This is a genomic window from Cytobacillus sp. IB215665, assembly GCF_033963835.1.
Classification (GTDB): domain Bacteria; phylum Bacillota; class Bacilli; order Bacillales; family SM2101; genus Nanhaiella.
The window spans coordinates 158,755-179,004 of record NZ_JAXBME010000007.1; the positions used below are offsets into that span (position 1 = coordinate 158,755).

Here is a 20,250-nt window from a genome sequence, read left to right on the forward strand (position 1 = left end):
CTTTTCTACAATTACATTTATTGAGTTCTCATAAAACTCATCATACTATCCATTATTAGTATAAATAACAACATATTTTACTAAGAGAGCCTATGCCAAAACAAAACCACTTCCATTACGGATAATCTTCTTTTCATAAAGTGTGATATCATCTATATCAGGCATACTTAAAAAATGTTTTTCTAACTCTATTTCTACATAATGAAACGCTTCATCATCGCTTTTTGATGCAATGACTACGTCTACAACCTCTTCATTTATTTTCACTTCAAATTTGTACAAATTCACTTTAATCACCTACTAAGTTAAATACGTAGTGGAAAAGTCAGGGTGACTATCCATCTTGATTTTGACCGATAATGAGATGAGCCTGCTATTCACTTGCTCTCTCTATAGGAATAAGCATGTAAATAATGACTCACATGAAGGTGTAGTACCTTCATGTGAGAATTTGTTCATTATCCTTTGTGTTTATGTTAGATGTATTTCATTAACCCTAGCTTTTTCATATTAAGAGCTAAATACTTTTAAACCAAGTATTCGTGGCACCTTTTCTCATATAATATAAGGTCAATTGCAAATATTATTAATTACTGTTCTAAAAAAAGCTCAATAGCAAAACAAGGTTAGCGAAAATCCTTTGTGTTATATTTGAGCTAAAATTTGGTCTAGTTCATTTTGAAGCGGTTCAATCCCCACTCGACCAACAAAGTCATAGAATGATTCTTTCTCTACTTTATTCTCCTTGAAATAACTTAGGAAATCTTTTAATACAGGGCCTAAATTGTCCGCATCGACTTTACCCTTTAATTTTTCATTAAATTTCCCATCATTATTCAGCGTACCACCAACATAGATTTCAAAAGCCTCTACCATACCTTTTTCTTTCGTTTTCATTTTCACACCTTGTAAACCAATATCGGCAATTTGACGTTGACCACATGAATTTGGACAGCCAACCATATGAAGGCGTACAGGCTGATCAATCGCAATTTCTTCATCTAAATATTCAGCAATACTTCGCATTCTTTCTTTTGTTTCTACAAGTGCTAAATTACAATATTCAATACCTGTACATGAAACTGAATAAGCAATGAAGTTCCTAGGATTGATTGAAATTCTATTAAAGATTTGTTCCTTTAACAGTACATCTACCTGTTCATCTGGAATATTTGGAATGATCAAGTTTTGAGAATTACAAGTGCGGATCTCACCATTTCCGTATGCTTTTGATATCCTAGCTAGCTCAAAAACTTCGTCAGCAGTTAGTCTTCCTACAGGTACGTTAAAGCCAACATAACTTAATCCCTCTTGTTTTTGTTTGTGTACTCCATAAAAATAACCTGCATTCCATTCCTTCAATTCATTTTTACCTTTTGAAAGTAATGGTCCAGTCAGTTCTTCTAATTTTTCTTTAAATTTCTCTACTCCCCAGTCAGCAACTAAAAATTTCAACCTTGCCAAATGACGCTTTTCACGGTAACCGTAATCTCGAAATAATGTTGTTATTGCTATTGCTGTCTCCTTGAGTTGTTCAGGGAGTATAAACACATCAAGTTCTTGAGCTAAAAACGGACGTGCTGAAAGCCCTCCACCTACTTTAATATGGAAACCAGCAACTTGTTTTCCATCAATTTCTTTTGTTGCTGGAATAAATGCTAAACAATTTATTTCTGCATGCCCCGCATTATGAACATTTGAACTTATTGACATTTTATATTTTCTAGGAAGGTTTGAGAAATCTTCATTATGCTGGAAAAATTCATATACTTCTTTAACGATAGGTTCTGTATCAAACAGTTCACTCCCATCAATACCCGCAAGTGGGTTACCAACTATCGTACGAGTGATATCTCCACAAGCCCCAACTGAAGACAAACCAACACTTTCCAAGCGTTTAAAAATATCTGGAATTTGTTCAATTGTTAGCCAATGGAACTGTACAGCTTGACGTGTTGTTATATCAAAAACACCTCTACCATAATCTTTACTAATCCCAGCTAATACATTAGCTTGATCATAAGTCAAAATTCCAGAAGGAACATTAACCCTCATCATAAAATATCCATCTTCTTTAGGCTTTTGTAAGTATAATCCTGCCCACTTAAAATAATCCCATTGATCTTTTGGGATAGATTGAAAACCATTTTTCGCATAATGTGGAATATCGTTTAATATTTCTAACCCATCTTTTTGTAACTTCTGTTTTTCATTTTTGTTTAATTTTTCATTGTTTTCCCATGTTTTCACATATGCCATTTAGCACCCTCCTTAACTCCCTTATAACGTATTATAGCTCATGTTCAATAAATATCGAAAAATAACTGTTGTGCAGTGTATTCTCTCTACATTCATCCCATGACTTATTTCGTTATTTATATAAGTATGGAGTTTCCTTACATAAAATCATTGAACGTATGAAATTCGAAGGAAACTTTTTTATATAATCTATTATTGTATATATATAGTAACTAATGCAAAATTATTTGCGAAAGAAACCATATTATTTTACTATTGATTTTTCTTTTAAATAATTTATTACCTGTTCAACAGATTGCTCTATTGTCATTTTGTTGCTTTCAATAATCAATTCAGGTTGTTCAGGAGGCTCATATGGTGAACTAATGCCTGTGAATTCAGGAATTTCACCTTTCCGCGCCTTGTCATATAACCCTTTTGGATCACGTGTTTCACATACTTCAAGTGGACACTTTACGTATACTTCGATGAACTCATGATTAGAAAAAAGCTCTCTTACGCTATTACGGTCTTCTCTAAACGGTGAAATAAAAGCTGTCAAAACAATTTGACCACTATCTGTAAATAGCTTAGATACCTCTCCAATACGGCGTATGTTCTCTTTACGATCATCTTCACTAAAGCCAAGGTCTTTGTTCAAGCCATGACGTATATTATCACCGTCTAAAACATAAGTTCTAACTTGGCTTTCATGTAGCTTAACTTCAACTGCATTCGCAAGCGTTGACTTTCCAGATCCAGAAAGCCCGGTAAACCATAACACACAGCTATTATGATTATTTAAGCTGTTTCGATCTTTCCTAGTAATTGTTGTTTCGTGCCATACGATGTTTTTAGATGATGACATGGACACCTCTCCTATATTACTTAATATATAATAAAACAAGGCTGTTTTCGCATTGATTGTTGCTTTTCGTTCAAAGATATAAACACGTAAACATATATCTTTCGTAGCACCTTTTATACTTAAACATTTATTGAGTACTTATAAAACTCGTCAAATTGTCCGCTTTTAATAAAATAGCAACAAAGTTTACAAACAAGAGCGTTATCCAAAATGTTATATTTTTAATAATGGGGCTGCCTAATAAGATTTTTTAACTCCCTTAATAGACGCCCCTATTAAATATCTCGTCACTTCTACACAAAATTGTCAACACCGAACATTTATGAGTGGACTGATGTTTTTTTCAATCCTTTAATAAGTACCTCCGCGACCTCTGGTCGAGTAAATTCTTCTGGAGGAACCTCCCCATTTCTTAACATTTCTCTTACTTTCGTACCACTTAAATGAAGATGATCTTCAGAACTGCTAGGTGTTGTTTTCGACGTAGCCATCGTTTTCGTTTTTTTGCAATAAAACGCATGTTCAAATTTTAATATTTCGATGCCAATTTCTTCTTTAGAAAATTGATCAAAAATCTTTTGTGCGTCATAAGTTCCATAGTAATCTCCTACACCTGCATGATCACGGCCAACGATAAAATGAGTACAGCCATAGTTTTTTCGAACTAGAGCATGGAAAATTGCTTCTCTAGGACCAGCATAGCGCATCGCGGCTGGAAATACTGCTAAAAAGACTCTTTCCTTAGGGTAATAGTGCTTAAGTAGCACTTCATAGCTTTCCATTCTCACATCTGCTGGAACGTCATCAGACTTTGTTTCTCCTACAAGAGGATTAAGTAAAAGACCGTCAACAATTTCTAGTGCACTTTTTTGAATATACTCATGTGCACGATGAACAGGGTTACGAGTCTGAAATCCTACCACTGTATTCCATTGCTTTTGTTGAAATATTTCTCTTGTTTCTCGAGGGTCAAGATAGTATTCATTAAATCTATCCTTCTTTGGACGCTCAACTAAATATATAGGACCAGCAACATATACATTAGGACGATCAAATAATTTTTTTACACCAGGATGTGATAAATCTGTCGTTTGAAATACGTGCTGAGCTTCTACTTCTTTATCTGGTGTATATACCTCAGTTATTGTAATGACACCATAAACAGTGCCATCTTTAACAAGTTTTGCTTTTTCGCCTACAATTAGTTTTGAAGCTTTAGCCTCAGAAACTGGCAGGGTAATAGGGATACTCCATGGTGCACCTGAACTTAAGCGCAGATCATGCACAACTGAAGTATAATCTTTATAGCCTAAGAAGCCTTCTAGTGGGCTATAGCCCCCTGTTGCAATCAATTCTAAATCACTTAAAGCCATTAAATCTAACTCAATTTCTGTTGTAATGCCGTTTACTGAATAAGGAGAGTTAAGGCGTTGAATCAATTCTCCCCCATGTGGTTTCAAACTCATAAGTTACCTCCGTTTTAAGTTATCTTATCTTTTTAGTCGGAATTAAAGTGCTAAATACCTCCGCCGTCTTCATGATATGACCGTCTGTCTTCTTGTGTATACCTCATTAACTTCAGCAAGCCATACGATGCAAACGCAGCACTCATCATCGCACTTACAACATATAAATCTACTTGAATAAATAATTTGATAAATCCATAAGATACTGCTAGCGCAAATACTGGTGAAACAATCCAAACAAGGAGAAGTTTTTTAATTAATCGTTTCTTTAAGAGGCCTCTACCTTGCTCGGCAATACCAATGCCTATTATGCCCGAAGTGGTTACTTGTGTCATCGGTACCGGAAGCCCAAAAATTGATGCGATAAATACAAGAGTTGCTCCTGTACCTGATACTACACTCCCTTGTAATAACGATAATCTTACGATTTTCTTGCCATTCGTTTCAATGACTCTTCTACCTAAAACGATTGCTCCAATTCCGATAAACAAACCACCTAGGATGATACCAGATTGTAAGGGGATCAGCTCTGCTCCTACAAGTGGTCCAATTGCATTAGCAACATTGTTCATTCCTGCAGAAAAAGCTTCAAGAAAACCTGTCACCACAACTAGTACTGCTAATATAGTCTTCCACTTTTTTGACTGTAGGAAACCTTGTTTGCTTTCTACCCTCTTAACCAACTTGCCAAATAACAACGTAATTGTAAAAGAAACTAGCGGTGTGACAATCCAAAACAGCATAATAATAATTAAAGTATCAAACATAAGTGCTTTAAAAGCAATACCTACTCCAACTACCGCCCCGACAGTCACTTCACTTGTTGATAAAGGAATCCCCAAAATATTGGCAATGAATAAAGAAATTGTAGCTGCTGCAAGAATGCTAATTGCTATATGAACATTAATGATTGACGCTGGCACAATTTCAGTTCCTATCGTTTTAACAACTTCTCCTCCACCTAATGCAGCACCTAAAAAAACACCTATGCCACTAATAACAAGTGCAATGTTCTTTTTGGAAATGACACCAGATCCGTACGCGACTCCCATGGAAGCAGCTGCTCCACTAGCACCAATATTTAATGCGAATAAAATAGCCACAACAAATGCGGTTATTGTAAATATCATCTACTCTTCTTCCTAACCTGATTGATGTAATCCGCATTCTGTTTTAGAGCTATTTGCCCAACGTCCAGATCGGGAATCTTTATCATCACCAGTTGGTAACGTACAGTACTCACACCCGATACTTGGATAGCCTTGATCGTGTAAGCGATTGTACGGCAAATTAAAGAACCGGATATAATTCCAAATATCTTCCCAACTCCAATGAATGAGTGGACATATTTTAATAGACTGAAACTTATCATCTTTATTGATGAAATTAGTATGGCTCCTCGATTGAGATTGCTCTCTTCTTAGTCCAGATATCCATGCTAAATTACCTTTTAATGCTTTTTGCAGAGGTAATATTTTTCTAATATTACAGCATTGATTAGGGTTTGTTTTCCAAAGCTCATCACCATGTTGTTCTGCCTGCTCTTTAAGAGTTAGCTCTGGTTTTTGAAGCATAATTTGTAAGGTAGGATATTTTTCTTTCACTTTGTCAATTAACTCATAAGTTTCTTTAAAATGTACATCTGTATCAAGAAAAACGATTTTAGCTGTCTTATTAACTTTATTAATGAGATCAATAAGAACCATTCCTTCGGCCCCGAAACTACAAGCATAAACGATCTCATCTTTATATTCCTTATAAGCCCATTTCAACACATCTAAACTTTCTTTAAACTGTGCTTGAATATCTGTTGATAGTTGATCTGACCAGCTATCATACGTTATTGAAGCCATATTCTCCCCCCTTTATTTAATGCCACAAATGGATGTTCGTTTAAATACATTTTACTTCTCATTTCACCTTTACCAGAAAAGATTACCATTAAGCATAATCGACTTTAAGGATATCTCCAACCAAACAAGTAGGAATACAATGATTAGTATTTGTTTTAGTTTATAAAATTCTGATAAGAAAATCAATCAATTATTTTTTTTCGGATAAAATTAGGTCTTATTCCTATACAAAAAACTCATATTTTATTGAATAGACTACGTATTCAAGCTAACAATATATAGTGTTAAATATTTAATTTATTAAGATTTTTATATTGTAATTAATTCTTATTGATAATTATTATAATCTGTAATATAATATAATTATTCTAATTTAGGAGGATTCATTTATGACAAACACTACACTTATTCAATCTCTTAACCAACAACTAGCAAACTGGAACGTATTGTATACGAAGCTTCATAATTACCATTGGTATGTTACTGGAGCTGATTTCTTTACTCTACATGCTAAGTTTGAGGAATTTTACGACGAGGCAGCTACTTATATTGATGAAATCGCTGAAAGAATTCTAACTATCGAAGGACAACCTATTGCATCGTTAGCTGACTATTTAAAACACACTTCAATTGAAGAAGCAACGAACAAAGAAACACCAAAAGATATGGTTGGAGCCATTGCCGAAGACTTCTTTAAAGTGATCCACGAATCCAAACTATTAATTGAACAAGCAGAAGATGCTAATGATCAACCTACTGCGGATATGTTTATTGGCATTAAAAACTCATTAGAAAAGCATGTGTGGATGTTAAAAGCATATTTAAAATAAGAAAAAACAAGGGGCAACTAAGGACAAACAACAGTGAACATTTTATAGAATAAAAAATAGCACCATGAGCAGGTGCTATTTTTTCTATTTAATAGGGTTGGTAGCCTAAAAAACATGTTTAATTACTACTAAAATATTCGTTGATATAGCCTGGTACGTTTGCATCGTTGAAGCTACTAAAGAAAGAATAGTCCCCATATACTGATTCAAAATACACGATATATTTTGCGTGATTACTTCTTTCAGAATAACTAAAAACAGCTTGATAATTCCGTAAACTATCTAGTATTTGTTCGTCATTTGAGATGGTAAGTACATCTCTGGAATCATCTTCAAACATCTCTTCTAGATTATCTGTATCACGCCAAAAAATATTCTCTACTAACTTTATTTCATCATTGTTTAATTCAATAATCCTCATATTTGAGATTTCTTCGGGATGAATGGTCGCGTATTGCATATAATCATTTTGTTCTAACCATGTAACTATTCGATTATATGAATAGTCCCAATGAATAGAAATTGCCGTTTTCCTTTCCAATCCCCTTCCATAGTTTGCAAACAATGGGGAGCTATTTCCTAACCTGATGGTTACATCGCCTCCATTACCTTTTCCAGCCCTCATGTCCTCATATTCTTGACTTAAAATATCTTCTCGAATTAATGTTAAAAACTCCTCAATTTTCTCATCTTCAGCTACAGTTTTTTCTTTGTCTAATTCATGACTAGGAGAAAAAACAAGTTGTTCAATATGCTCAGCATCTATTGCAAATAGTTCATCATAATCCATCTTCTTAAATTCAGCAGATTCGTAAATCGGTTTATAATAATTTTCGTAAGTACCATCTTTTGGTATATCATAAGACCGTACAAACTTCTTACCGTTCGTTAGTCCATAAACAACATGTATGTTTATTACCGCTTCATTGTTGTTTTTATTTTTCTCCTTATCTTTTACTAGCTGTTGGTGAAGGTTATAAACGTGTACAATATTTTTACTGTCAGCATATTCAAAACGTTTAATGCCTTCATCGTCTTTCAAATAAGAATATATACCATTGTCAAAATAAACCTTTTCAACTTCATTAATGTTTGGCATTTTTTCTTCAAAGCCAATGATATCAAAATTAATGACAGTAATGAGCAAAACCATCGTTGCCGTAAAAACAGCATAACCTTTATTAATTGGAACGATTCTCCATGATTTTTGTAAAGTCATTTCAGCTACACAATACCCAATTATCGAACCGATGACATACCCTACGATTGTCCAAGAAAAACTTTGTTGATAAGTCCAAAGGTAGACGCCACCTACAAGCATCGTACAAAAGGTTACCCCATATTTAAATACAGGCTGTAAAATACTAAAAGTTACTGCTTGGGTTGCGGTTTCTGACCCTCTTTTTTTATAAATCAATATTGAGAATAGATAAATAAAAACCATTACAATGACATACCCGATTACTTCTGTGTAAGTAAATATCTCTACAGGTTCATTGCTGTATCCAAAAAATCTATTATACCAGCTTGTGAGGGGAGATAGCTTTTCAATTCCAACATTCAAATAATATTCATAGTTAAACCCATATAGTAAAACACCAAGATTCATCGATATTAAAACAGTTATCCCATATGGAAACAGCAAGAAAATATACGTTAATATCCCATGGGCTACAGACAACCCTGTAAACATCCCCACAAATACACTTATAACAAAGATAAACAACGTAAATAAAACAATGCTTCCTGACCAATTGAATATATCATTCAGTGATATATATGCATCCAACTGCAAAGTTAACCTTAAGACTATAGCGATGCAAGCAGTAAGGATCACTGGTAATACAAGATTGACTGCACCAAATATCATATGATGATGAAAAATCGTTGAACGTTTTATCGGCATGCTATGAATAAAATCAACAGACCTTTTCGTTTGTAAATAACGGAATATAAAGATAGCTAGAACAACTGGCACAGTAATAATAATTATATATTGCACATCTGAAAAGAAATCAAATTCCCGATAAATAAAACCTTTATTTAACTGATTATAGAAATCAATAATAGATAATGGGACAGTAAGCAATAGTAACATAAAATAGATTGTGCCGACCCATAGCACACTCCTCACATCTTGAATGAAGATGCCTCCTTTAAACCAGGATGTCATCGATCGCATAGCCTACATCCCCCATTTCATAAATAAATATCTCTTCCAATGTGAGCGGTAAAACATCAAATATAACGGGCTGGTATCGTAAGAAACTTGTTCTTATGTCCTGTTCATGCCCTCTAACGATACAAATAATAACACTACCGCGTTCTTCTTTATATAACATATCTACCTCGTTGAACAAATTCATAGGGATATTATTACTAAAGGCAATTTGTATTTTGTGTACATCTGATTTTATCGCATCAATTTCCTTTTGCATGATGAGCTGTCCTTTATGTAAAATGCCAATTTGATCACATATCCCTTCTACTTCTTGGAGGTTATGAGAAGAGATTAAAACCGTCATCTCTCTTTCTGCAACATCTTGAATTAACAAGTCTTTTATCCTTGTTCGCATAACTGGGTCAAGCCCATCAAGCGGTTCGTCCAAGATTAATACGTCAGGCATTGTTGATAATGCTAACCAAAAAGCAACTTGACGTTGCATACCCTTAGAAAAGCGATGTATTTTATTTCGAGGATCAAGCCCAAATACACGTTGAAGTTCTTTAAATCTTTCTTCATTCCACGAATGGTATATGCTTTTATAGTACTTCGCCATTTGCAGAATTGAATAGTGCGAGAAAAAGTAGACAACATCTGGAATAAAAATGATATTTTGCTTTAACCGTTCATTTTCAAAAACTTGTTCATCATTAATTAGCACTTCTCCACTATGCTGTTTATAAATCCCTGCAAGCAACTTCAATAGAGTTGTCTTCCCAGCACCATTAGATCCTAGTAGTCCAAATATCGACCCTTTATTAATTTGTAGATTGACAGAGTTCAACGCTTTTTGACCATCAAAATATTTACTAACATTATTTAGTTGTATCATAGCGTTCTCCTCCTTTGACCACTTTTTCTACTTCATTAATTAGCTGTATACTTTGCTCTTTTGTCATACCTAAATAAAACGCTTCTAATAGTAATTTCTTGATTTCTTCCATCATCTTTTCGAGCTTCTCTTGATTAGGGAGTTGTGGCGATGGTGTAACGAAGCTACCTCTTCCTTTCACAGAATAAATATACCCCTGATGTTCAAGCTCACGATATGCTTTTTGAATCGTATTAGGATTAATCGTTAATTGTTTTGCTAATGCCCGAACCGATGGCAGTTGCTCATCAGGCTTAAGTACTTCGTTAATAATCAACTGTTTGATATTATCAACTAATTGCTCATAGATTGGCTGTCTACTTCGGAGATCTAAATTAAACATTGCTTCCCTCCCCCTGTACCATCTGTATTACAACCTATAATACAGATTGATTATATAAAACTGAATTCCATTTGTAAAGGACAAACTTAGCTGTTTTATTCGGAGTGTGGATTGGTGGATATCATTAATGGGGATGTCCAATAGAGCTGAGTAAGTTATACTAATCCGAACCTGTTGTAGCTTTCGTAAAAAGTTTGATCAAAAGGTTTTAAAGCACCATTATTACTTTTACTAATAAAAAGAAGCCATTTTGTCAAAACGGCCTCTGCGTCTAAAGATCAAAAAAGCGTTACTAATTTCATTCCCTTTGGAACTTGATCGTTTTACATCGAATGAGTTTAAATACCTTGCGAAGTTGATAAGAAATATTTTTAAAGTGAACTGAAATCAACTATTAAATATAATGGACATATCATTAGTACTTCTCCTCCAAATCATATGATCGAATCCCTCACCCCAATAGTCCTTCATTAAATAATCAGGCTCTCCAAATTTTTTCTTCCATATCTTTTGTGCATTTGTATATCCGCTATCCAAACAAAATTCCTTTATTCCTCTATTCAGTAAGGTCAAAAACATCACATTTAATAGTAAAGTCCCAATACCTCGATTTTGAAAATCTGGATGTACAAATACAGTACCTACCTCATACAACTCGCTCAATATACTACCTGTACAACTATTAATCAGCTCACTAGCTGGACCGTATTCAATTGTACCGATAATTTTATTATTATTTTTATCTGAAGCTATTAAAAAATACCGATTCTTCCCATTGCTATCAAAGTCACATTTCAAGTATTGTTTCTTATTTTCAATTTCATTTTCTATCTCATCAAACAATTCCGATAAACCTTCTCTTGCATATGTATCTATAATGACTGTACTAAAAAATTGATTTAGCTCGACATTATCCCCACTTCGTGGCCTTCTTATCTCAATATTAAGCATCGGAAATCACTCCTTAACTAACCTACATTGCTTAATTACAATTATTTCGAAGTTAATAATTAACTCAAATACGTAAGTAGAAAATAGAAAAAGTATGAAAAAATTTCAAAACGACTTCATCTGTCTGAATCAGAACCCAGCTTTTTATTATTCTGGGTAGTAAATCGTCATACTTAATCGAGCTAATATATCCCCCGTGTTGTAATATGAATGTGGTCTATCAGCCTTAAATTTAATTGAATCACCATTTTTCAATTTATAGTTCGACCCATTTATACTTATAAGGACTTCTCCGTCAAAAACAGTAATATATTCCTCGGTTCCATCCTTGTGTCCACGAGAATCTAAGTTCCCCTCTGGTTCTATTTCAATTGAGTATAATTCAAACTGCTTATTTTCTGAAAAAGGAAAGGTAGGAAAAACTCTGTACCTCCCATTATCGTCTGATAAAACTTGGACCTCATCTCTTAAAACAATTTTAGCTTCAGGTTCAGGAACATTTATTAGTGATGTAAAAGAAACCTTTAACCCATTCGCAATTTTCCAAATCGTTGTTATAGTTGGACTTGATTCTCCTCTTTCAATTTGACCAATCATGGCTTTACTGACACCACTTAGGTCAGAAACCTTTTCTAAGCTTAGTTTTTGCTTTTCTCGTATGGCCTTCAGATTTTTTCCTAATATTTTCTGAATCTCTTCCATTACATCACCTCATTAAAATTTACATTATAACGCACATTTTGTATAATATAACATATAAGTATAGTATATTGTACTTTAATACACTATAACATACATTTAGGGGGGGGATCCTACTTATGCCTTTATTACCATTTCTTTTGTTTGTTTTGATCAGTAGCTTCACACCAGGGCCCAATAATTTTATGGCTATGTCATTTGCCACTAAATATGGACTAAAGAAAACACTCAAATTTTGTATAGGGGTTGGTTTAGGTTTTTTTACACTTATCTCACTATGCAGTATTTTTAACCACTTGCTTTTAAAAATTATGCCCAGCATTAAAACACCCTTAACCATATTGGGTGTCAGTTACATGTTATATCTAGCATTTAAAACTATCAAAGACAATGGAACGGATGATAAAAAGAATGATAGTAATGAAAAAAAGAATCTATTTGTTATTGGCTTCTTAGTTCAGTTTATAAATCCAAAAGGGATTCTATATGGAGTTACAGTAGTGTCTTCATTTATTCATCCTTATTACAATTCATATATAATTTACTTTATTTATGCCTTATTTTTAGGGTTTGTTGGTATTGTCAGTTCATGTAGTTGGAGTTTATTCGGGACTATCTTTCAGAAGTTATTAGATAAATATAGGAGTCTATTTAACATTATTATGGCGTTATTATTGGTTTATAGTGCCATCTCCATTATTATCCATTGAGGATATTAGCAAGACTACAGAATTTATTAAACTCTTAAACTTGTTATTACTAGACATTGAATGCAAACTAAATCACACCTAGATTTTTCTCGAGCTTTTTAGTATAAATCTTTATGTCTTCTATTTTTAAACCATTCCCTAATGATGTCTAATAGAAATTTTTTTCAACACATGTGTTACATATTTGGTATTGATGCAATTTTGCGTCACCACAAATTCGTTTAATCAATAACACTTGCTATTACACAATATGGTACTAAAATTATAAATACATCTTATACAATTAAAAAGAGAACTTTTAACTAGTCCTCTTCTTAAAATTTGAATAAGGATTATAAAAGTACAAATATTTCCTCCTTATCATATATATATCACTTAACTTTATAAATATTATCATAAAGAGTAACTACTCTTTGTCATATTAAAAACAACAAATCTTTTCGAAAAGAGCCATTAAAAAAGAGTTTGGGATTTATTGATCTTTATTTGTATCCCTCATTTTTAACCTCGTCCCGAGGTCATTATTAATTCCAAGCCTTTCCTTCTTTATTAATTTCAACTAAAATTAATGTGCAGCAACTCATTATAGTAGAGGAGGATATTTAATGAAGCAATCTAGCACAATTTCACCAATACTAAATACTATTAAGCAGAATAGAAACTTTAAGAAAGGTTTATTTATTGCAATAATTGTGGCTCTTATTGGATTCTCTTATATATATTTTACATACTATAACACGAACTGTTCTTGCTCTGATATTGAAGAAACTCCATCTATTCCAACAGATTTGACTTAGTAATTATATTTAGCTCCTTTCTCGAAGGGAGCAGCATAATGTTGAAGATAATTTTCTTTAACAGAAAAAAATTTAATGCTTCAATAAGTTAAAAATTCGACCCCAGTCCTAATGTTCATAGAAATTCCCCTAGCAGCTACAATCTATCTTTTGTTTAGTAAAATAAAAAATACACCCTTTATTGTCTCGAATTTCTCTTTGCATTTGTTTCTACCTTTTCACATATACTTAATTCATATTTTTTCTTAAGGTAGTTATTAAATGGGGGAATTTACTAATTTCTCGTTACGTTTGTTAAATAACTTGCACTTTATTAAACACCTTAAATTGACTTATGAGGTGTTTTTTTAATCAAGATAGCCAGCTCCAGTTACTCGTTCAGCTCTTTTAGATAATTCTTCTTTAATGTCTGAAATTGTAAATGATGTAAAGTTCAAATCCTCACTACCTTCTACAAAAATTTGGTAAATACTGTTCAAATCACCCAAAGCCAAAAAATCTTCTTCAGTTAACTCGTCAGATAACGATTTTTCATAGAAAGAAAAGATTATGTTACTGGATTTCTCAACAAAAGATATCATGTTACCATCAATATTTATTTTATACATAAAATAAGAGTTTATATCAGATGCTCTTTTTACATTTCTTAACGTCTGATAATAATCCATTCCTTGTTGCTTATCAGCATGGTCTACAAGCATATTCAAATTCCTAGCTATACTAAATTCATTGCTTATGAATTCAAGGTAAATATTGTTCATGAATTTCTGATTTGTCTTTACTTTTTCGTTTAATATGACATTAAGTGTAAGTGATAAAATAAGTAATATTATGAATCCTATTTTTAGGATTTTCGAATTCATTATTGACCTCCTCCATTTTATAATGTCAAGAACGCTTGTATATATGCATTTATTTTATATAGATCAAAATACAACTGTTCAGATCAAATAAATTAAATTTATATTAAGAGGAAAGTAATCTTTTCCTGACATAGCTTAAATATTCCAACTTAGTGTAAGAGTCTTAATCTCGCAAATTAATTTATTTAATTCGGATTGATTTATTTCAATTTGGATTACTCTCAAGGTGTCGAGATAACCTTTCGATTTATTAACAATTGGCTATTATTACATATTCTTTTATTCAAGTTATTACTGTAGAGTTACTTATGTATGAAGATTATTACTTAGGAGGATAAATGATTAAACAGCTATGGGGATTATATAATTTTATAATTTTCTTATTTACTACCACAATCGTATTAGGTATATTTTTTGAATCGTTCTTGGCGGTTTATGCAAATAAAGTAAGTTCATTCTTATCCGTTATAACTATTTTGACATTGGTATTATATATTTATATTAGTTATAAATTAGCCTCCAAGTTATATTTTGGCGTTTGGAGGTACTTACTTTATATACCTTTATTAAATGTTATATTATATATTGGTACAATTCCATATTACTTGCTACTTCGAAATGCGTATAATTATGTAGATGAAGGGGACTATGGAATGGGTCTTACTTTATTACCATTATCAATTACTATGTGGTTAATATTTATTTGTGCAACCTTCAAAGGTATGCTCAACAGAAAGAAAATACATAACAATTAAAATAGTAAAAGAAGGGGATATCGGAGAAGCTTAGATAGAAGATACCATAGAACTCGATTTTCTGAAATCTATAAAAATATATAACATTCTGAACTTAAAAACCTGACAAAATGGCGCATTCTTTTCAGACTTACGCCATTTTGCTTAGATCACTATAGGGTAATTTACAGGTACTTACAAAAGTTAACTTACTAGTAACCTGTACTACCTCAAATTAATCACAACTTTATTATTGCTTATTTCAAACTGATTAAAGCACCTACAGCTCCACTAAATTCACCTTCTTCCAAAAAGAAGGGTTTCTTTTTTCTCATTTCGGTATATTCTTTAATTATATTCTTTAATATTGGATTAGAACGAAAAGTTGAACCAATATATACGATTGATTGTGAATCAAAACGATTTGCCGCCTGTTCGCAAATTGTGACAACTGTTTCTCCTATAAGGCCAATTATGGAAGCAATTATGTCAGATTGAGAAGGGGGTTCTTTGGAGAGTTTACCTATGTTTCCAAAATTACTTGCTGTAAGATCTCCTGAAATGGGAGGTACAACCCCTTCAAAAATATCACTTACTTTTAAGTCAACATTACCTCTATTACCATCCCTTGATATTTGAATGATCTCAGTAAAATCTTTTTTTCCAGAATATAAATAAGACAAACCCATCAATGTTCCCCCACCAACACCAGTTCCACCAATTCGTTGTTGTTCACCGTTTTTCACAATATGTATGGAAGTTCCAGTTCCAATATTCGCTAAAATATAACTGTCTCCTAGAAAAAGTTGGTGCTGCTTTAAAATAAATGCTACTCCCTTGCATGTAGCATCAAATTCTAAGATAGATCTTGTAGGTAATTCTAACTTATTAGCAAGAACTTGTTGTTTACCACCAGTTAGACAAATTTCTGGGTGATGAAAAGAAGATCGAATCCATGAAACAACCTCATCTAGTCTATGAGATGAAAATAATTTATATTTAATTAAATCTTTATTTGAGTACGCAACTTTAACGAGTGTACCGCCAGCATCAATTCCTATATTTGAGTGATTCATTCCTTACCCTCTCTATTTAATACTGTTTAGAAAACACAGTTTGTGAATGATTACATCTATATTCTTTACAAAACATACTGTAGTAAATAATTATAACATTATTCAATAATGCAATATTCGATGAACATTGACGTTATTAATTTTTTTAAATGAATAAGCTGGCATTGAGTCCATAAGTTTTTAAAATTCCTAAAATTATATTTCTATAAATTGATTTTCCAAATCATGGCTTTTTCCGTAATTTCACCTGACGGAATAGGGTTCCTATCATTTTTGTAACGAAAGTTGTTTTAACTAATTCCTTTTGTTTAAATGCGGATAATATTTTATATTTAATTACAGATGCATCAACGTAACAACATTTCAAAAAGGTGAGCAAAGTAATAAAGGAGTTTGTAACAACCAATTTAATCTAACACAAAAATCCCTATTCATTGAGTTAGGGATTTCGCTATGTCGTGATAGACAATGTACTTAATATATTTTGTTCTCCTCACGCATTGATTAGTGCAGTAAGTAAAGGGATTTATAGTATGGATATTTTATTAGAACTGTTAATAGGTTTACTTGCTCCTAGAATTGGCACGAAAAAATCGAAATTATTTTACAAACGCATTAAACAGCTAAGAAGTGAGAGCTGGTTTAATGACCTTGCTAAAAATGATGCATTTGCGATGAGTTTTAATTTGGATTTCAGAAGATTAATTATTGAATCAGATATTGATGCTATCCTGCAAGATGGTAATTTAACGGAGAACTTTCGATCAGATATAATTAGAGTTTTGTATAAATAATACATAGTTAAGTATTAATAATTAGGTGCTTTTTTCATTGATTTTGTTGCGAGAGTGTTCTCAGACTATAATAGATTAATGAAAACTGAAAAAGCTTCTAACCATAAGGATGAAACCCCCAGCCAGTAATAGCTTAGAAAATTAATCCATAGATTGCATAGATAGCAAACTAGATTTTTGCACTATTTTTCTTTATCATAAAGACTTTTGTAGATAATAAGTACAGTTGTGATACGTTTGAAAGATAGAGGGATTATGAAACGATTGGAAGAGTATATCGTGTATATCCCTCACCATCATAGTTGTATCTTTCACAAATTCGGTACTGCAAACCAATCGAGCTTAACTCTATGTTATTACTTTCAATGTATGAATAAAGTGCTTCTCCTGCATCATCAAAGCTATGGTCTTTGTTTCTAACTACTACACAACGTTGCTTAGGAAGTGTAATTTTAATTAACCAATCTGGGATATTTTTAAACGATTCAACTTCAACACATAGAATATAAACATGTGTCTCAGGATTATCCTGTAATTCGGAAACAGGCCAAATTCCGTAATGAATCCGCTCGTTAATTATATGTGGTAAGTGCTTGACTAAAGTAAATAAACTTTCTTTAGCATTCTCAAATTTACTTTTCATTTCTTTTAAACTGACACATGGTATTCCTACAAGTTTCAATTCTTCATGTTCAACAATTGACGGTTTCATATGTTCTAATTTTTCCAATATAGCCCCTCCTATTATTGTTACTTTACTTAATTGGATACAATATATCAAAATCAAAAACTTGTATCTCATCAGCTGGTATTTCAAACGGATTAAATGAATCTAGACGATTTGGTTCAAGAGAGAAAGAGTTATTATCAATTTGATATCCTTTGTCCTTAAACCATTTATTTAGATAATCGTACCTAAGATTCATTTGTTCTTTACTGAAGCAACGGCATTCTATCTTTGCATAATGTCTTTTCGGAATAGTCACTTTTGTGCACTCCTTAGGAATATAAGGAATTTCCTCCACTTTTACTCCTATAGAAAGTTCAATCGAACCATCAGACTGAACCATATTTGCTTGATCGTAAAAGACAATCCCTTCATTCTCTTCTACAGAAACTATATTATTTGCAACAATGATATCCTGTAGTCTTTTCCACCCTTTTCTTACTTCATGTCCCGCTTCAAAATTTTTCATGCTACCATTAACCTTAAGAGCTAGCATATTAAACTGTTCAATGGTGACGATCTTTACTTCAAAGTGTCTTGTTTTCTGCTGATACTGTTTACCTAAAATCACTTTTAAGGCATGTGGTGTCTGTTGAGGGTGATAGTCTTCTAAAGGAATTAATTCTCTTATAGAATTATTCTTACTCACACTATTTGCTCCTTTCATTAATAGGTATATAACTTCGAGCGGTAACCTCATAGGCATTTGAATTAAATGGAGAGGAGTTGTATTGTGCAAACCACTGTCTCGAATCATCTAGTATATATTTCTTTTCACCGACGATCCAACGGTGTATCATTTCTAAAACACCAATTAATGTTCCATATGCTTTCGTTTCAATAACAGCATACAATCCTCCACCTAAAGTCTTTCGTTTAATATTAGGGTTGTGAATTTTCTTACAATTAGAACCAGTTGTAATACCATATTCACTCCAATATTCTACCTTGTCTTCATTTCCATAATTGTAAGATACATAAAGGTTACTATTTGTACAATCCAATGAAGAATCAGTTTCTAACCATTGAGATAAGGTTTTATCAGCTTTATCTAAGCTGTCTAACCCAAAAACCTTGCAATAAGCAACCTGAAACGATTCAACTTCCTCTATCTTAATAAGTTCAGGCTTTAGCTGACGCTCAATTGGCAAATAAAGTTTCATTCGCACTAACTTTTGGCTATATGTAATGTACTCCTCTAGATATGTATGAGAGCCTTCTTTAAATAAACTTTTAGGCAGCCATTCAGAGTAAATTCGATTCCATAAAGAAATAATTTCTTTATCACTATCTGATTGGGTTGATCCAACAGCATACATCCCACCGTGTATATCCTTAATTTCCATTCCTTCAATCGTAAAATCAAGATCTCCTTTCGCATATATAAGCATTTCATATGCATACCTATTAGAATTATAATGTGATACCTCATCATCTTCTAAATTGAGGTTACGCCCGAAACACTGAATTTTCTTGTTATCTAACTTCGCATTTTGTATTAACTGTTGAACATACTTAAAAGCATCCTGTTCAATGCCTTCTAGACGATTTGATTTATAGATATAGCTGAATACAGTCATATCTTTTACATAAATCACATTAACCTCTGGGTATCTTTCAAACAATTCACGTCCCTCCATGTAAGTTACTCTCTCGAATAAATCAATCCTTTCGAAACAATAATACATATCCGATTCTCGGTAATTTTTCGGTGTAACTCCAACTATTTTTTTGAATGATTTTGAAAAAGATGCTTGTGATTCAAATCCACAATCTAAAGCAATATCCATAATTGATTTTTTTAAGTTTTTCAGATGTTCCGAAGAAACGCTTATGCGTCTTTTGCGCACATAATCCTTGATTGGGTGACCAGTAAGCGAATAAAACATACGGTATAAATGAGGAAGTGACATCATTGCTGTCTTAGCAATATCATTTAGTTCTATATTGTCTTCAATATTTTTTTCTAAAAGATTGATAGCTTTTTGAACACTATCTAAATAATTCATGATACACCACCTTTCTTGATAAACTTTACTAACACTATTCAAAAGATGTTATTAAAGATAATTATATCAAATGTATCGAAAATGCTTTTGTCCAAAATTATCACAAACCTATACTTTTGACCTTCACACCACTTAATAGCTTAATAACTACAATATCTACTTTCTTATAAGCCATGACCATAGAAGTCCATGTCAAA

Annotated in this window: 21 protein-coding genes; 5 read left to right on the forward strand and 16 right to left on the reverse strand. The window is 32.6% G+C overall.

Annotated features, from left to right (window positions below):
* Positions 1 to 90: 90 nt before the first annotated feature.
* The 6 genes from SLH52_RS11555 to SLH52_RS11580 all read right to left on the reverse strand — a co-directional run bounded on the left by SLH52_RS11555 (position 91) and on the right by SLH52_RS11580 (position 6,425).
* Positions 91 to 288: a DUF3906 family protein gene (locus SLH52_RS11555; RefSeq protein WP_320209429.1), complete on the reverse strand. Its 198-nt coding sequence runs from the start codon at positions 286 to 288 to the stop codon at positions 91 to 93.
* Between the two features lie 357 nt (positions 289 to 645).
* Complete coding sequence (locus tag SLH52_RS11560; protein ID WP_320209430.1) at positions 646 to 2,259, reverse strand: nitrite/sulfite reductase; 1,614 nt, start codon at positions 2,257 to 2,259, stop codon at positions 646 to 648.
* Positions 2,260 to 2,503: 244 nt separating this feature from the next.
* Positions 2,504 to 3,106, reverse strand: a complete 603-nt coding sequence (gene cysC / locus SLH52_RS11565; RefSeq protein WP_320209431.1) for an adenylyl-sulfate kinase — start codon at positions 3,104 to 3,106, stop codon at positions 2,504 to 2,506.
* A gap of 320 nt (positions 3,107 to 3,426) precedes the next feature.
* Positions 3,427 to 4,572, reverse strand: a complete 1,146-nt coding sequence (sat, locus tag SLH52_RS11570) for a sulfate adenylyltransferase (RefSeq protein WP_320209432.1) — start codon at positions 4,570 to 4,572, stop codon at positions 3,427 to 3,429.
* Positions 4,573 to 4,622: 50 nt separating this feature from the next.
* Entirely contained in the window at positions 4,623 to 5,702 is a 1,080-nt protein-coding gene (locus SLH52_RS11575) for an anion permease (RefSeq protein ID WP_320209433.1), read from the reverse strand.
* A gap of 12 nt (positions 5,703 to 5,714) precedes the next feature.
* Positions 5,715 to 6,425, reverse strand: a complete 711-nt coding sequence (locus SLH52_RS11580) for a phosphoadenylyl-sulfate reductase (protein ID WP_320209434.1) — start codon at positions 6,423 to 6,425, stop codon at positions 5,715 to 5,717.
* A gap of 389 nt (positions 6,426 to 6,814) precedes the next feature.
* Between SLH52_RS11580 and SLH52_RS11585 the strand changes: the two genes are divergently transcribed.
* Positions 6,815 to 7,255 (forward strand): Dps family protein, encoded by a 441-nt coding sequence (locus tag SLH52_RS11585; RefSeq protein ID WP_214481977.1) that lies wholly within the window; start codon positions 6,815 to 6,817, stop codon positions 7,253 to 7,255.
* 118 nt (positions 7,256 to 7,373) lie between these two features.
* Here the strand turns inward: SLH52_RS11585 and SLH52_RS11590 are convergent, their stop codons facing one another.
* The 5 genes from SLH52_RS11590 to SLH52_RS11610 all read right to left on the reverse strand — a co-directional run bounded on the left by SLH52_RS11590 (position 7,374) and on the right by SLH52_RS11610 (position 12,346).
* Positions 7,374 to 9,437 (reverse strand): DUF6449 domain-containing protein, encoded by a 2,064-nt coding sequence (locus SLH52_RS11590; protein WP_320209435.1) that lies wholly within the window; start codon positions 9,435 to 9,437, stop codon positions 7,374 to 7,376.
* Positions 9,412 to 10,311, reverse strand: coding sequence for an ABC transporter ATP-binding protein (locus tag SLH52_RS11595; protein ID WP_320209436.1), 900 nt, complete (start codon positions 10,309 to 10,311; stop codon positions 9,412 to 9,414). Before SLH52_RS11595 ends, SLH52_RS11590 begins: the two co-directional genes overlap by 26 nt.
* On the reverse strand, positions 10,295 to 10,693 hold the full coding sequence (locus tag SLH52_RS11600) for a GntR family transcriptional regulator (protein ID WP_214481972.1): 399 nt from the start codon (positions 10,691 to 10,693) through the stop codon (positions 10,295 to 10,297). The genes SLH52_RS11595 and SLH52_RS11600 overlap by 17 nt, the downstream gene beginning before the upstream one ends.
* Before the next feature lie 387 nt (positions 10,694 to 11,080).
* Positions 11,081 to 11,644 (reverse strand): GNAT family N-acetyltransferase, encoded by a 564-nt coding sequence (locus SLH52_RS11605; protein ID WP_320209437.1) that lies wholly within the window; start codon positions 11,642 to 11,644, stop codon positions 11,081 to 11,083.
* Between the two features lie 147 nt (positions 11,645 to 11,791).
* On the reverse strand, positions 11,792 to 12,346 hold the full coding sequence (locus SLH52_RS11610; protein WP_320209438.1) for a helix-turn-helix domain-containing protein: 555 nt from the start codon (positions 12,344 to 12,346) through the stop codon (positions 11,792 to 11,794).
* Between the two features lie 116 nt (positions 12,347 to 12,462).
* On the opposite strand from SLH52_RS11610, the gene SLH52_RS11615 reads away from it, so the two are divergent.
* Positions 12,463 to 13,053: a LysE family translocator gene (locus tag SLH52_RS11615; protein ID WP_320209439.1), complete on the forward strand. Its 591-nt coding sequence runs from the start codon at positions 12,463 to 12,465 to the stop codon at positions 13,051 to 13,053.
* 605 nt (positions 13,054 to 13,658) lie between these two features.
* Positions 13,659 to 13,850 (forward strand): hypothetical protein, encoded by a 192-nt coding sequence (locus tag SLH52_RS11620; protein WP_320209440.1) that lies wholly within the window; start codon positions 13,659 to 13,661, stop codon positions 13,848 to 13,850.
* A gap of 347 nt (positions 13,851 to 14,197) precedes the next feature.
* Here the strand turns inward: SLH52_RS11620 and SLH52_RS11625 are convergent, their stop codons facing one another.
* Complete coding sequence (locus SLH52_RS11625) at positions 14,198 to 14,713, reverse strand: hypothetical protein (RefSeq protein WP_320209441.1); 516 nt, start codon at positions 14,711 to 14,713, stop codon at positions 14,198 to 14,200.
* A gap of 338 nt (positions 14,714 to 15,051) precedes the next feature.
* Here SLH52_RS11625 and SLH52_RS11630 point away from each other — a divergent pair, with 338 nt between their 5' ends.
* Positions 15,052 to 15,468 carry a hypothetical protein gene (locus SLH52_RS11630; RefSeq protein ID WP_320209442.1) on the forward strand — a complete coding sequence of 139 codons (417 nt, stop codon included), beginning with the start codon at positions 15,052 to 15,054 and terminating at the stop codon, positions 15,466 to 15,468.
* 236 nt (positions 15,469 to 15,704) lie between these two features.
* On the opposite strand, the gene coaW is transcribed toward SLH52_RS11630, so the two are convergent.
* A complete protein-coding gene (gene coaW, locus SLH52_RS11635) occupies positions 15,705 to 16,523 on the reverse strand; it encodes a type II pantothenate kinase (RefSeq protein WP_320209443.1) in 819 nt (272 codons plus the stop codon).
* 533 nt (positions 16,524 to 17,056) lie between these two features.
* On the opposite strand from coaW, the gene SLH52_RS11640 reads away from it, so the two are divergent.
* On the forward strand, positions 17,057 to 17,317 hold the full coding sequence (locus SLH52_RS11640; RefSeq protein ID WP_320209444.1) for a hypothetical protein: 261 nt from the start codon (positions 17,057 to 17,059) through the stop codon (positions 17,315 to 17,317).
* A gap of 253 nt (positions 17,318 to 17,570) precedes the next feature.
* Here the strand turns inward: SLH52_RS11640 and SLH52_RS11645 are convergent, their stop codons facing one another.
* From SLH52_RS11645 to SLH52_RS11655, 3 genes are read right to left on the reverse strand one after another with little or no spacing between them, the layout of a single operon-like run.
* Positions 17,571 to 18,047, reverse strand: coding sequence for a GyrI-like domain-containing protein (locus tag SLH52_RS11645; protein WP_320209445.1), 477 nt, complete (start codon positions 18,045 to 18,047; stop codon positions 17,571 to 17,573).
* A 25-nt stretch (positions 18,048 to 18,072) separates the two neighbouring features.
* Positions 18,073 to 18,693 carry a GyrI-like domain-containing protein gene (locus tag SLH52_RS11650; RefSeq protein WP_320209446.1) on the reverse strand — a complete coding sequence of 207 codons (621 nt, stop codon included), beginning with the start codon at positions 18,691 to 18,693 and terminating at the stop codon, positions 18,073 to 18,075.
* Between the two features lies 1 nt (position 18,694).
* Positions 18,695 to 20,053: a helix-turn-helix domain-containing protein gene (locus SLH52_RS11655; protein WP_320209447.1), complete on the reverse strand. Its 1,359-nt coding sequence runs from the start codon at positions 20,051 to 20,053 to the stop codon at positions 18,695 to 18,697.
* Positions 20,054 to 20,250 lie beyond the last annotated feature (197 nt).

Excerpts from the sequence above, each read along its gene's own strand:
- SLH52_RS11655 (WP_320209447.1), bottom strand. The coding sequence starts at position 20,053 with ATGAATTATTTAGATAGTGTTCAAAAAGCTATCAATCTTTTAGAAAAA.
- sat (WP_320209432.1), bottom strand. The coding sequence starts at position 4,572 with ATGAGTTTGAAACCACATGGGGGAGAATTGATTCAACGCCTTAACTCT.
- SLH52_RS11605 (WP_320209437.1), bottom strand. The coding sequence starts at position 11,644 with ATGCTTAATATTGAGATAAGAAGGCCACGAAGTGGGGATAATGTCGAG.
- SLH52_RS11600 (WP_214481972.1), bottom strand. The coding sequence starts at position 10,693 with ATGTTTAATTTAGATCTCCGAAGTAGACAGCCAATCTATGAGCAATTA.
- SLH52_RS11585 (WP_214481977.1), top strand. The coding sequence starts at position 6,815 with ATGACAAACACTACACTTATTCAATCTCTTAACCAACAACTAGCAAAC.
- SLH52_RS11630 (WP_320209442.1), top strand. The coding sequence starts at position 15,052 with ATGATTAAACAGCTATGGGGATTATATAATTTTATAATTTTCTTATTT.
- SLH52_RS11595 (WP_320209436.1), bottom strand. The coding sequence starts at position 10,311 with ATGATACAACTAAATAATGTTAGTAAATATTTTGATGGTCAAAAAGCG.
- SLH52_RS11615 (WP_320209439.1), top strand. The coding sequence starts at position 12,463 with ATGCCTTTATTACCATTTCTTTTGTTTGTTTTGATCAGTAGCTTCACA.
- SLH52_RS11640 (WP_320209444.1), top strand. The coding sequence starts at position 17,057 with ATGGATATTTTATTAGAACTGTTAATAGGTTTACTTGCTCCTAGAATT.
- SLH52_RS11560 (WP_320209430.1), bottom strand. The coding sequence starts at position 2,259 with ATGGCATATGTGAAAACATGGGAAAACAATGAAAAATTAAACAAAAAT.
- SLH52_RS11575 (WP_320209433.1), bottom strand. The coding sequence starts at position 5,702 with ATGATATTTACAATAACCGCATTTGTTGTGGCTATTTTATTCGCATTA.
- SLH52_RS11590 (WP_320209435.1), bottom strand. The coding sequence starts at position 9,437 with ATGCGATCGATGACATCCTGGTTTAAAGGAGGCATCTTCATTCAAGAT.
- coaW (WP_320209443.1), bottom strand. The coding sequence starts at position 16,523 with ATGAATCACTCAAATATAGGAATTGATGCTGGCGGTACACTCGTTAAA.
- SLH52_RS11625 (WP_320209441.1), bottom strand. The coding sequence starts at position 14,713 with ATGAATTCGAAAATCCTAAAAATAGGATTCATAATATTACTTATTTTA.
- cysC (WP_320209431.1), bottom strand. The coding sequence starts at position 3,106 with ATGTCATCATCTAAAAACATCGTATGGCACGAAACAACAATTACTAGG.
- SLH52_RS11580 (WP_320209434.1), bottom strand. The coding sequence starts at position 6,425 with ATGGCTTCAATAACGTATGATAGCTGGTCAGATCAACTATCAACAGAT.
- SLH52_RS11610 (WP_320209438.1), bottom strand. The coding sequence starts at position 12,346 with ATGGAAGAGATTCAGAAAATATTAGGAAAAAATCTGAAGGCCATACGA.
- SLH52_RS11620 (WP_320209440.1), top strand. The coding sequence starts at position 13,659 with ATGAAGCAATCTAGCACAATTTCACCAATACTAAATACTATTAAGCAG.